An 11,524-nucleotide genomic window follows, 5' to 3' on the forward strand; every position below is an offset into this window, starting at 1 on the left:
GTCTTCCGGTATTACAGGATGATGGCGATTAAACCGCCAGAGCCTTCGTTTATAATTCTTTCTAACGTTTCTTTTAATTTGTATCGTGCGTTTTCAGGCATTAATGACAGCTTGGCCTGAATCCCTTCTCTCACAATTGAGCTCAGTGACCTTCCGAAGATATCGGAATTCCAGATGGAGAGCGGGTCATCCTCAAAGTCCTGCATTAAATAGCGCACAAGCTCTTCACTTTGTTTTTCCGTTCCGATAATTGGCGCAAATTCGCTTTCGACGTCTACTTTGATCATATGGATCGATGGCGCTACAGCCTTCAGCCTCACACCGAATCGTGAGCCCTGCCGTATAATTTCCGGCTCATCGAGACTCATATCAGTTAAGGCAGGCGCTGCAATGCCGTATCCCGTCTGTTTGACCATTTTTAAAGCATCGGACACTTGATCATATTCTGTTTTTGCATGGGCAAAGTCTTGCATGAGTTCAAGCAGATGGTCTCTGCCTCTGATTTCAACACCCACCACTTCTTTCAGGATTTGGTCATATAAGTGGTCCGGCGCGTACAAATCGATTTCTGCCACCCCTTGGCCCAGCTCAATTCCTGCCAGCCCTGCACTTTCAATGAATTCAAACTCGCTGAATTGGCCGACAACCCGGTCTACATCCCGGAGCCGCTTAATATCCTTAACAGTTTCCTTCACGGATTCCTGATAGCTTTCACGCAGCCAATGGTTTTCTTTCAGCACCATTACCCAGCTTGGGAGATTGACATTTACTTCAAGCACCGGAAACTCATAGAGGGCCTCTCTGAGCACGCTCAGCACATCTGACTCCCGCATGCTTTCCACGCTCATTGCCAATACCGGAATATCATATTTTTCGCTTAAATCCTGGCGCATGGCTTCTGTTTCCGGATGATACGGCCTCACTGAGTTGATGACCATTATAAAGGGTTTCCCAACCTCTTTCAGCTCTTCAATGACTCTTTCTTCAGCCTCTATATAGTCACTTCTGGCGATATCTCCAATGGTGCCGTCTGTCGTAATGACAACTCCGATGGTCGAATGTTCTTGAATGACTTTTCGTGTGCCAATTTCGGCAGCCTCATGAAATGGGATCGGTTCTTCGTACCAAGGCGTGTTAATCATCCGCGGCCCGTTTTCATCTTCATACCCTTTGGCGCCGGGTACTGTGTAGCCAACACAATCTACTAATCTTATATTGACATCGAGTCCGTCTGACACGTGAACAGACATCGCCTGATTTGGAACAAATTTAGGCTCTGTAGTCATAATCGTTTTGCCGGCCGCGCTCTGCGGCAGCTCATCCTGCGCGCGGGCCCGGTCTGCTTCGTTACTGATATTCGGGAGCACCACAAGCTCCATAAATTTTTTGATGAACGTGGATTTACCTGTACGGACAGCACCTACGACTCCTAAGTATATATCGCCTCCTGTTCGTTCAGCGATATCCTTGAAAATATCGACCTTTTCCAAGTGATCCCCTCCCGGACTTCCTATCCTTATCAATTTTATTAAGCTCTTTCATTCAAACACAGGACACTATATGTGTATGACGTTGTCCTATTTCAATATGACATCTTTAGAAAATTTCCCATCCTCAATCTATTAAAGTTTAAAAAAACCTTTCTCCCTATTTCTATGCAAGGGAGAAAGGTTCATTCCTTTTTCATGTCATTTTCTAAAAAAACAGGTTCCTGTTTGTCATTTACCGTATATTTCACAGAAAATGCGGGGACGAAGGGGGTTTCTTGCCAAATGATATCCTGGATTTCAGATCCGGGTTGAAACGTTTTTTTGCTATTTTTGAGCCAAGAAGCCAGCTCAGCCCGGTAATCGGCATATATTTCTCCGTCTCCGTCAATCATAAGAGGCAGGGAATTTCCTGAGATTGGGCTTGTCACTGTAAGAGAACTTCCAACCCCCAGCTTCTTCTCATCGAGTGTAAATAAATCACGTGACAGCACATCCTGATAAGGCGGGTATTGATGCTCCTGCCGGTACATTTGCACACGCAATTTCACTTCACGGATTTTTTCAGCCATTTTCAGATCAATCAATTTAACAGTCGGATCGTTCTCTACGTCAACAAGCACGTATTGATAGTCTCCTCCGCTTTCATATGCCGTGCTTGGGGGTTCAGCCATATACCTTGGCGCTAAACGGTTAAAGTCTATCGGATATTTTTGATACAGCGGTGTCGACATATCTTTGGTTTGAATGGGGAGCAGCCCTCCATTTGCCTTTTGAAATTGATCAACAGCAGACTGGACCTGCTTTAACTGATCCCGATAAGGAATGGCATGTACACTGCTTTTCCGCTCATTTGGATATAAACAGCCTGATAACAACACGACGGCCGCAAAAATCATAGCGCACTTCAGTTTACCCATACAGCACTTCCTTTTACAGCTTTATTCATTGACAGGACCGCTGAACACCACGACAAGCACAATCATTCCTGATATGAGCACACACATGAAAGCAAACGATGAAACCACAATCTTCAGAAAACGGTTCCGAAGTCTAAACCGGCTTAAATAGATGGACGCTACAGCCAGAAACATCAGACCCATGGACCCAAGTGCAAACCACATTTTCATCAATGCCAGACTCAATGACCTGCGCCTCCCTAATATGTATGATGTAAGCGTTATATTTCATTTTAATATACAGCGCCGGGAGAGATCAACCAGATTTTCCATCCTTTGATAGAACAAAAAAACTGAAGCAAAGAGGGGGACCTTCGCTTCAGTCAAATTGACTATATTCACCTGAACGTTTATGAAACACTCTCTTGGACTTCGATGCTATAGTATGCGACGTGGCATACAGATGCATCCTCTATTGCCTAAATCAGCAAAATGTTTCAGGAGATCCCAAGACTTGGGTGTTCTACTGTTTTTCGGGCTTTCGTTCAATTAAGATATGCGGCTGACAATACGATTGACACTTTTACTTCGCTTGATTTTCAAACGTATTGACCAGATCCTCCATCTCGTGGGTTTTCCCTCTCGCCATTAAAGACTCGACAGCAGTTTCCACTTTTTGGCCGTTAAATAGAACTTGATGGAGTGCTTCTGTAATTGGCATCTTCACATCATATTTCTCCGAAAGCTGGTAAGCCGCTTTTGTCGTGCGGACGCCTTCGACTACCATCCCCATCTCTTCAAGAACGTCTTTGAGCTTGTACCCTTTTCCAAGCAAATTCCCGGCACGCCAGTTTCTGGAATGCACACTTGTACACGTCACAATCAGATCGCCCACTCCTGTCAATCCAGAAAACGTCAGGGGATTCCCGCCCATTTTCTTTCCGAGTCTCGCGATTTCGGCAAGGCCGCGTGTAATCAAGGCAGCTTTGGCATTATCGCCATACCCTAAACCGTCTGTAATTCCTGCGGCAAGCGCAATGATATTTTTTAAAGCTCCGCCGATCTCAACACCAATAATGTCAGGGTTTGTGTACACCCGGAAATTGTGATTAATAAATAAATCCTGCACCTCTTCTGCTGCCCGCATACTCTTTGAAGAAGAAGTAACGGTCGTCGGATGGCGCAGCCCCACTTCTTCCGCATGACTCGGTCCGGAAAGGACAACAATATCTTTTCTGACATCGCCAGGAATCTCTTCTTCCATAATCTCAGAAATGCGCAGGAGCGAATCAGGCTCTATTCCCTTGCTGACATGAACAAAAACTGCCTTTTTCGCAATAAAAGGCACAGCCTGTCCCAGCACTTCCCGAATCGCTTTTGTCGGAACCGCAACAATAATGAAATCCGCGTCCGAAACAGCTTTCTTGATGTCCGTTGTTGCCTTTATTGATTCCGGCAGTTTGACGTTCGGCAAATAATCCTTATTTTCATGCTGCTCATTGATTTGATCAATCAGATCTGCACGGTGCGCCCACATGGTTACATCGTGATGATTATCGGCTAGCACTAAAGCCAGTGCCGTTCCCCAGCTCCCCGCTCCGAGCATCGTGACTCTTTTCATATTTGCTTCACACCTTTTTATTTTCTAGCTCTTGCAAATATTTTGATTGGTGTCCCTTCAAAATCGAAGGCATCTCTGATTCGGTTTTCTAAAAAGCGTTCGTACGAAAAATGCATTAACTCCGGATCGTTTACAAACACAACGAAACTCGGCGGTTTTACCGACACTTGCGTCGCATAATAAATCTTTAAACGAGAACCGTTATGAGTCGGCGTTGGGTTCATTGCCACAGCATCCATGATGACATCATTTAAGACATTCGTTTGAACGCGCAGTGAATGGTTTTCACTCGCTTTGATAATCGCAGGCATCAGCGTATGAATCCGTTTTTTCGTTAAGGCTGACATGAATAGGATTGGCGCATAACTCAGAAATTGAAAATGGTCACGGATATTTTCTTCGAATTCTTTCATCGTGCTTTCATCTTTGTCGACAGCGTCCCATTTGTTTACGACGATTACGACAGCTTTGCCCGCTTCGTGTGCGTAACCGGCGATGCGCTTATCCTGTTCAATAATGCCTTCTTCGCCATCCAGCACAACCGCAACGACTTCTGAGCGGTCAATTGCTTTCAGCGCCCGCAGCACACTGTACTTTTCAGTCGTTTCATATACTTTCCCTTTTTTTCGCATACCGGCAGTATCGACAATGACAAACTCCTGCTGGTTGTACGTAAATGACGTATCAACAGCATCTCGTGTCGTTCCTGCCACGTTGCTCACAATGACGCGTTCCTCGCCGAGCATCGCGTTCACAAGTGACGATTTTCCGACGTTCGGGCGTCCGATTAGGCAGAATTGAACCACTTCTTCATCATATTTGGTCTCTGGAATGTTTTTGAAATGCTCTGCCGCTGCATCCAGCAAATCACCCAGTCCGAGTCCGTGTGTTCCCGAAATAGGGTACGGCTCACCAAAGCCAAGCGAATAAAAATCATAAATATTCGCTCTCATTTCTGTGTTATCCAGTTTATTGACTGCCAAAACAACTGGCTTTTTCGTGCGGTACAAAATTTTCGCAACTTCTTCATCGGCAGCAGTCACGCCTTCACGTCCGTTCACCATAAAAATGATCACGTCCGCTTCATCCATGGCGATTTCAGCCTGCTGGCGAATTTGCGCTAAGAACGGCTCATCACCGATATCAATACCGCCAGTATCAATCAAATTAAAATCATAATTCAGCCACTCAGCCGAGCTGTATATCCGATCCCTTGTCACACCAGGGGTATCTTCTACTATTGAAATTCTTTCTCCCGCAATCCGATTAAAGATTGTGGATTTTCCTACATTTGGTCTCCCGACAATGGCTACGACAGGTTTACCCATAGTACCCTTCCTTTCGATCCAGCCGCTTTCATTTTTACATAAATTTTCAACCGGTTATTAAAATCATTTCATTCACTTTTATGAAAAGAAACCCTTCAGAGGAAGGGCTTAACTCATTTATTATATCAGTTTTTACTCGGATCACAACTATTCTTAAAAATGTTTCACGATCAAATACACGTCATCTCCAATTTTATGTGCGATTCCATCAAGGATCGCCTCTAGATTTGTAGCGAAAAGTTCCATCTCCTTTCGGTCATTGCAAAAAAAGACAGGAGCTCCCCCTGCAGCCCGATTGCGGTTTGTCGTGATCACAGACAAAATCATTTTCGTGAGAGATTCGCTCATTCTATCACCTTATCCTGGTTCTTGATAAATTCCGTCGGCATTCTGATCGCATTTTCTAAAGTCGGGACATTGCTGATAATCTGAACAGCTGTGTCAGGGTGGTTTATTTGCGGCAGAACAAAGACCGCCACTCTCCCGTCATTCAGGTCGCGTTTTGCAATTGGAGTCAAAGACGGTTCACCCGAGTCCCGATAAACCCCGAGCACATTGGAAACATCAAATAAAATGGCCTGGCGCTGCCCTAAGTTGGCAATCGTCGCTGCTGAATTAAAGTTTTTTGGCGTTAAAATAAATCCCATGCCGTGCTTTAAAATCAGCTCCTGTTTTTCGGGAAGCCCAATATTCATCATATAAATATTATCAACAAACAGTCCCGGACCGTCAAAGTGCGGCTTTATGTACTCGATCGTTACGATATCTTTCAACACACTGCCCGACATAAATTTCATTGCCAGCAGGAAACAAACAACAGCCGCTATGATAGCACCCCAAATGGAAAAAAACACATATGCGGAGGTTGTCAAAAGAGCTGTAAAGATCACGATATAATTTCTGCTTTCAAACGCAATGGCAATGCCCTCAATATATGTGCTTCCTCTTGAGACAAGCTCATATGAATCCATTTGCGTCAGCGTGTTCCGCTCCATGTTTCGGACATCTCTAAATTGGGTCGCTGCCAGCGTTAAAAATGTGATGGCCGTAAATTCCTCCTGCAAAAGCGCCGGCAAAACAATTGCCCCTAAACCAGCCGCTATCAGCCCTAGTGCAATGTGAATCACTTTCCCATGAACATAGGTTGGATACTGACGGTAATCCGTTTTAAGCATATAAAGCCTTGTCGCGACTCCGGCAATGACCCCTGCAATAATCGGATAGATGTAATCACTCATGACATTTTGGTAGCTCCTTTGTTTGATCTTTTGCTTTTTTGACCAATCTGGCTTGCGAGCTGCTCGTATTTGGCTATGCCAAACAGTAATATTACGCCTCCGGAACACGCATTCAGCCATTGAAATCCGCCGACAGCGAAAGCCATGGCCAACTTCTGAATCAAGAATGAATAGACCAGTTCGCCTTGACACATCCCTAGGATAAATAAAGCAAGCTGCTTCTGGAAATCCCTTTCAACCGAAGCTGTCAAAAGCACTAGTAAAATTACAGCAGCCCACTCAGGTTTTATGATGAACCAAACCGGATCATATAATGCAAAAAGATACACAAACGCATACCCGGCAACAAGCGTCAGATAGACCATGATATAGCGGAAACGATACATGCCCAAATACCCTGCATAGACACTCCCGCAGACGAAAAACATCATATAAGCAGCATTCAGGGAAAAATATAACGTGATGTCATGTATGCTTAGGATCATATTAGTCAAAATAAAGACAGAGACGGCAAACCGCCTTTTCGTCTTAGCAAAAATAAAGGTAGTCAGGATCCACAAAAACCACATTGACCAATAGTAATAAAATTGTTCCATTTCTCTTCCTCCATACTCCCAGTATGGAGCCCAAGCGCTTTTTTTAAACAATCCATCTTACATGAAGGAGCATGACCATGGGAAAAGACAGACAAGAAAAAATACTGAAAGCTTCTGGCAGAGTCGAATCAGACCGCGACCAGTCCATTCACTATGACGGAGCAACAAGCCTTGAACAAAACGGAAAATTTAAAAAGCGAAAATCATAACACAAAGAGCCCAAAACTTATAAGGTTTTGGGCTCTTATCATTTATCTCACACTATAGCCGGATGGGTCAATCCCTCTCTCTGTGAGCCAGTGATGGGTTTCACCTTTGATCACAAGAGGCGCCTTTTGCAAATCTAAAATCGTTCTGGCGCCCAGCACGGTCATAATCATTTTTAATTCGTCAAGGACCAGCTGAATCTCTTCAAGCAATCCTTCCTCTCCGCTTTCAGTCAGCGCTTTCAAAAAGTGCCCTGCCATTCCGGTGCTAGAGGCCCCAAGCGCTATTGCCTTTGCTACATCAAGAGCATCCTGCAGGCCTCCGGACGCAATCAGTGCGCTTGCGGGAAACGCAGAGCGGATTTCCGCCAAACTTGCGGCTGTCGAAATGCCCCACGAGTTAAAAAAAGAGATTTGACGCTTTCTTCGGAGATTTTCAATTTCCGAGAAATTGGTGCCCCCGTAACCGCCGGTGTCAACAGCTGCAGCACCCGCTTCATACAGCTTCCCTGCTGATTCCTTGCTCATACCGAAGCCGACTTCTTTTACAATGACTGGCACACTGATCTGGCTGCAAATTTGTCCAATACGGTCAAGAGTGCCGATGAAGTTTCTGTCTCCTTCAGGCATCACAATTTCCTGAATCACATTCAAGTGAATCTGCAGCGCGTCTGCTTCAATCATGTCAACTGCTTCCCTTGCCTGATCAGCTGTCGCCTCGCTTCCCAGGTTGGCAAAAATCAGTCCGTTGGGGTTTTCCTTTCGAACGATTTCATAAGAAAAACGCTCTGAGGGATCTTTTAACGCAGACATTTGCGATCCAACAGCAAGAGGCACTCCAGCCTGACGAGCTGCTCGCGCAAGCGATTTATTGATTTCATATGTAAGTTGTCCGCCGCCGCCAGTCATTGCATTGATAAAAATCGGCGAACTGCTAGAAAGTTCGCCGATTTTCGTGGAAATATCTACTTGTTCTAATGCAAGATCGGGCAGACTGGCATGAACAAACGTAATATCATCAAGACCTGTGTCCCGCTTTTGTCCGGTGGACAGGGCATGATTGATGTGTTGTCTTTTCCGTTCTGCTCGAGTCACGTTTATCACCAATTATTTTAGTTTATTCAGCTTATCTCCGATCAGATCTCCAAGCTGGAAGCCAGTGCTTGTTTCTTCCTTCGCCTGATATTGACGGTAATCTTCCTGATCGGCTTTAGGCGCTTCTTCAAGTTCACGCATACTTAATGAAATGCGCTCCTCATTTTCATTCACATCAAGAACCTTCACTTTTACAGTCTGTCCTTCTTCAAGGACTTCATGCGGCGTGCCGATGTGTTTATTGGAAATTTGAGAAATATGAACGAGACCTTCAACACCCGGAAGGATTTCAACAAAGGCACCGAAGCTAACAAGACGCTGCACAGTTCCTTCGAGCACATCGCCTGATTTCACTTTCTCGCCGATTTGGCTCCACGGTCCAGGCAGTGTATCTTTGATAGATAAAGAAATACGTTCATTATCACGGTCAACCGATAATACTTTCACTTTTACATCCTGTCCTTCTTCAACAACGTCAGACGGCTTTTCCACATGGGAGTGGGAAAGCTGTGAAATGTGTACAAGTCCGTCGATACCGCCGATATCAACAAACGCGCCAAAATCAGTCAGGCGTTGCACTTTGCCATCAAGTACACTTCCAACTTCGAGAGACTGAAGAAGTTCTTGTTTTTTATTTGATTGTTCACTTTCAACAACGGCACGGTGTGAAAGGATCACGCGGTTTTTATCACGGTCAAGCTCTACAACGAGCAGTGACAGTGTTTTTCCTTTATAATCAGTAAAATCCTCAACGAAATGCGCTTCAACAAGTGATGCCGGAATAAAACCGCGAACGCCGATATCAACAACAAGGCCGCCTTTCACGACATCTTTTACTTCAGCTTCAAACACTTCTTTTGTTTCAAATTTTTTCACAAGGTCTTCCCAAGCGCGGTCGGCATCAACAGCACGTTTAGATAAAATCAAAGCATCGTCTTCCACTTTTGTTACTTTCAGGTCAAGCTCGTCGTCTACTTTTACAACATCCGATGCTTTCTCTACATGAAGACTTGATAATTCACTGATTGGAATAATGCCGGACTGTTTGACATTGATAATTTCAACATCCACATGCTTATCCTCTACCTTTGTCACAATCCCTTTAACTACCTCTCCAACCTCTGGCACTTGAACATCAATTTGATTCATTTCCTCTGTCATTTGAATAACCTCCTTGGTCCAAACCTACACAGCTTAATTAAAACGGTTTGAAAGCTGAACATATAACATGTCCGCTTTTAGCCGAATATGTATTAAAGAATCATCCAAAAAAGTTTTTTGAATGATCAATAAAAAGTTTTATTAGTATTAACTTCTAATAAAAGAACAGGTTTGTCAAGCAATAACATTCTTTCTTCGTTGAAAAAATCAAAAAAAGTGGCATTCGCCATCATCAGGGGCGGGACTTTTGCTCCACTGCCTTAAGGATTTTATCAGCTACCTCTTGAATGGAAAGAGATGTCGTGTCGATTTCAAGCGCGTCTTCTGCTTTGCGCAGCGGAGATACTTCGCGCTCTGAATCAAGCTTATCTCTTCTTGCAATTTCCTCAATCAATGTTTCGTAGTTGACATCGTAGCCTTTTTTCACGTTTTCTTCATAACGGCGTTTCGCTCTCTCTTCAACAGAAGCCAGAAGAAAGATTTTTACTTCGGCATTCGGCAGCACATGAGTCCCAATATCTCGTCCATCCATGACAACGCCGCCTTTTTCTCCAAGCTGCTGCTGGCGCTTCACCATTTCTTCCCTGACGCTTCTGTGTTTAGCTGCTATAGAAACTTGGTTGCTGACTTCGTCTGTTCGGATCGCATCAGTTACATCGGTGCCGTTAACAAGCACTTTTTGCCCTTCTTCTGTTGTCACCAGTTCAATGTTTGTCCGCTTTAGCAGCTCTGCGAGTTTTTCTTCATTTGCCAGGTCAATGTTTTCTTGTAAAGCCGTGTACGTTATCGCCCGATACATCGCTCCTGTATCAATATATATGTACGATTTTTTCTCTGCCACAATTTTGGCAACGGTGCTTTTCCCCGCAGCTGCCGGGCCGTCAATCGCAATCGATAATTTCTTTTCCATAATTCCCTCTCCTTGCTCTTTTCTCCTCTATGGATTGTATCATGAACTTTATGAAAAAGGGTGGAAAATTGATGAATAATTACTGTTTGAAGGTTTCAACCCTTTTGTTCTCCTCCATTTTATCCACCCCTTCATATTGAATCACTTTTGATACATAAGGCTCAATATGCTCATAGTGAAAAAGGAACTGAACACCAAGTAAAATGATAACCTGTATGAATAATAATTTGATCAGCAGCCGTTCAAATGTTTTCATCGGAGCACCTCCATCACAAATAGTATGGAAGTGTTTGCCGCTGTTTATTCCATCCGTGCCTTTCTTCTCTTATTTAACTGGCGCCGGATGCAATATTGAAGCAGGAACTGCTGGTCACTCGCTGAGATTCCATTATATTCAAGGGTGATTTTATGTTTCCCTGATTTCGGATCATCAAAGACTCGTCTGACAATGGCATCTGTTTCTATTTGACGCGTGTTTTCATCTTCAGAAAGACTGATAATCAAGCGCAGTGATTCCCCGGATTGGAAGGAACGGCCATCAGCCAAAATTAACGCGATGCCGCCTGCGCTGATATTATAGGAAAGTGTGCTGAACTCTTCCTCATCCGCCGGCTGAATTTGCACATCCAATACCGCATCAGTTCTCACATACTGGCGGCGCTGAATCCGTTTCATTTTTTCACGGGGAGGCACTTCAAGACAGATCATTTGAAGTTTGTCCTTCACTTTACCTTTTATACGGCTTGTAAAGCGGTAAGGAACTTCATCTTTGCCCACAAACTCTACCGTTACCTCCATATCATTATGCAAAATCACCGTTCGCCCTGTAACGACATCGACAGGGTACGCGATCAAAAGTTCATTGTTGTCGATGCTTACAGCTTTGCTCTTCGCTTTTTTCAATTCGTTTTCTTCTATATATTCTAATTGTACATTTTCCCCAATTTCTATCATTGGCTTCACTCTTTCGTTATTCAATATGC

The 11,524-nt window shown here is 44.2% G+C and carries 14 protein-coding genes; 1 reads left to right on the plus strand and 13 read right to left on the minus strand.

The genetic code is table 11. The features are described 5' to 3' along the window. Positions 1–11 precede the first annotated feature (11 nt). The 8 genes from spoIVA to M1D98_RS11000 all read right to left on the minus strand — a co-directional run bounded on the left by spoIVA (position 12) and on the right by M1D98_RS11000 (position 7,169). Positions 12–1,490, minus strand: a complete 1,479-nt coding sequence (gene spoIVA / locus M1D98_RS10965; protein WP_010330503.1) for a stage IV sporulation protein A — start codon at positions 1,488–1,490, stop codon at positions 12–14. 182 nt (positions 1,491–1,672) lie between these two features. Next, complete coding sequence (locus M1D98_RS10970) at positions 1,673–2,407, minus strand: hypothetical protein (protein ID WP_010330502.1); 735 nt, start codon at positions 2,405–2,407, stop codon at positions 1,673–1,675. A 21-nt stretch (positions 2,408–2,428) separates the two neighbouring features. Beyond that, positions 2,429–2,632 (minus strand): DUF2768 domain-containing protein, encoded by a 204-nt coding sequence (locus M1D98_RS10975; protein WP_010330501.1) that lies wholly within the window; start codon positions 2,630–2,632, stop codon positions 2,429–2,431. A gap of 337 nt (positions 2,633–2,969) precedes the next feature. Then, positions 2,970–4,007, minus strand: a complete 1,038-nt coding sequence (locus M1D98_RS10980; RefSeq protein WP_121642801.1) for an NAD(P)H-dependent glycerol-3-phosphate dehydrogenase — start codon at positions 4,005–4,007, stop codon at positions 2,970–2,972. Between the two features lie 17 nt (positions 4,008–4,024). Beyond that, positions 4,025–5,335 carry a ribosome biogenesis GTPase Der gene (der, locus tag M1D98_RS10985; RefSeq protein WP_010330499.1) on the minus strand — a complete coding sequence of 437 codons (1,311 nt, stop codon included), beginning with the start codon at positions 5,333–5,335 and terminating at the stop codon, positions 4,025–4,027. 153 nt (positions 5,336–5,488) lie between these two features. Beyond that, entirely contained in the window at positions 5,489–5,683 is a 195-nt protein-coding gene (locus M1D98_RS10990; RefSeq protein WP_010330498.1) for a capping complex subunit for YIEGIA, read from the minus strand. After that, positions 5,680–6,573 (minus strand): YIEGIA family protein, encoded by an 894-nt coding sequence (locus M1D98_RS10995; protein WP_121642802.1) that lies wholly within the window; start codon positions 6,571–6,573, stop codon positions 5,680–5,682. Before M1D98_RS10995 ends, M1D98_RS10990 begins: the two co-directional genes overlap by 4 nt. Continuing rightward, positions 6,570–7,169 (minus strand): YphA family membrane protein, encoded by a 600-nt coding sequence (locus M1D98_RS11000; protein WP_121642803.1) that lies wholly within the window; start codon positions 7,167–7,169, stop codon positions 6,570–6,572. Before M1D98_RS11000 ends, M1D98_RS10995 begins: the two co-directional genes overlap by 4 nt. A 77-nt stretch (positions 7,170–7,246) precedes the next feature. On the opposite strand from M1D98_RS11000, the gene M1D98_RS11005 reads away from it, so the two are divergent. Further along, the gene (locus M1D98_RS11005) at positions 7,247–7,378 is read left to right on the plus strand and encodes a YpzI family protein (protein ID WP_010330496.1); all 132 of its coding nucleotides are present in this window, start codon (positions 7,247–7,249) and stop codon (positions 7,376–7,378) included. Between the two features lie 42 nt (positions 7,379–7,420). Here the strand turns inward: M1D98_RS11005 and fni are convergent, their stop codons facing one another. The 5 genes from fni to M1D98_RS11030 all read right to left on the minus strand — a co-directional run bounded on the left by fni (position 7,421) and on the right by M1D98_RS11030 (position 11,495). Beyond that, a complete protein-coding gene (gene fni, locus M1D98_RS11010) occupies positions 7,421–8,470 on the minus strand; it encodes a type 2 isopentenyl-diphosphate Delta-isomerase (RefSeq protein WP_010330495.1) in 1,050 nt (349 codons plus the stop codon). Positions 8,471–8,482: 12 nt separating this feature from the next. Then, a complete protein-coding gene (rpsA, locus tag M1D98_RS11015; RefSeq protein ID WP_010330494.1) occupies positions 8,483–9,631 on the minus strand; it encodes a 30S ribosomal protein S1 in 1,149 nt (382 codons plus the stop codon). A gap of 232 nt (positions 9,632–9,863) precedes the next feature. Next, positions 9,864–10,541 (minus strand): (d)CMP kinase, encoded by a 678-nt coding sequence (cmk, locus tag M1D98_RS11020; RefSeq protein ID WP_268529199.1) that lies wholly within the window; start codon positions 10,539–10,541, stop codon positions 9,864–9,866. 79 nt (positions 10,542–10,620) lie between these two features. Beyond that, a complete protein-coding gene (locus tag M1D98_RS11025; protein WP_010330492.1) occupies positions 10,621–10,797 on the minus strand; it encodes a YpfB family protein in 177 nt (58 codons plus the stop codon). Positions 10,798–10,841: 44 nt separating this feature from the next. Next, complete coding sequence (locus tag M1D98_RS11030) at positions 10,842–11,495, minus strand: flagellar brake protein (RefSeq protein ID WP_010330491.1); 654 nt, start codon at positions 11,493–11,495, stop codon at positions 10,842–10,844. Between the last annotated feature and the right edge of the window lie 29 nt (positions 11,496–11,524).

The sequence above is a fragment of the Bacillus sp. K7 genome (genome assembly GCF_053903245.1).

Bases quoted from the DNA above. Each gene is read 5' to 3' on its own strand.
- M1D98_RS11000 (WP_121642803.1), bottom strand. From the start codon at position 7,169: ATGGAACAATTTTATTACTATTGGTCAATGTGGTTTTTGTGGATCCTG.
- M1D98_RS10970 (WP_010330502.1), bottom strand. From the start codon at position 2,407: ATGGGTAAACTGAAGTGCGCTATGATTTTTGCGGCCGTCGTGTTGTTA.
- cmk (WP_268529199.1), bottom strand. From the start codon at position 10,541: ATGGAAAAGAAATTATCGATTGCGATTGACGGCCCGGCAGCTGCGGGG.
- M1D98_RS11025 (WP_010330492.1), bottom strand. From the start codon at position 10,797: ATGAAAACATTTGAACGGCTGCTGATCAAATTATTATTCATACAGGTT.
- rpsA (WP_010330494.1), bottom strand. From the start codon at position 9,631: ATGACAGAGGAAATGAATCAAATTGATGTTCAAGTGCCAGAGGTTGGA.
- M1D98_RS11005 (WP_010330496.1), top strand. From the start codon at position 7,247: ATGGGAAAAGACAGACAAGAAAAAATACTGAAAGCTTCTGGCAGAGTC.
- der (WP_010330499.1), bottom strand. From the start codon at position 5,335: ATGGGTAAACCTGTCGTAGCCATTGTCGGGAGACCAAATGTAGGAAAA.
- M1D98_RS10990 (WP_010330498.1), bottom strand. From the start codon at position 5,683: ATGAGCGAATCTCTCACGAAAATGATTTTGTCTGTGATCACGACAAAC.
- M1D98_RS11030 (WP_010330491.1), bottom strand. From the start codon at position 11,495: ATGATAGAAATTGGGGAAAATGTACAATTAGAATATATAGAAGAAAAC.
- M1D98_RS10980 (WP_121642801.1), bottom strand. From the start codon at position 4,007: ATGAAAAGAGTCACGATGCTCGGAGCGGGGAGCTGGGGAACGGCACTG.
- M1D98_RS10995 (WP_121642802.1), bottom strand. From the start codon at position 6,573: ATGAGTGATTACATCTATCCGATTATTGCAGGGGTCATTGCCGGAGTC.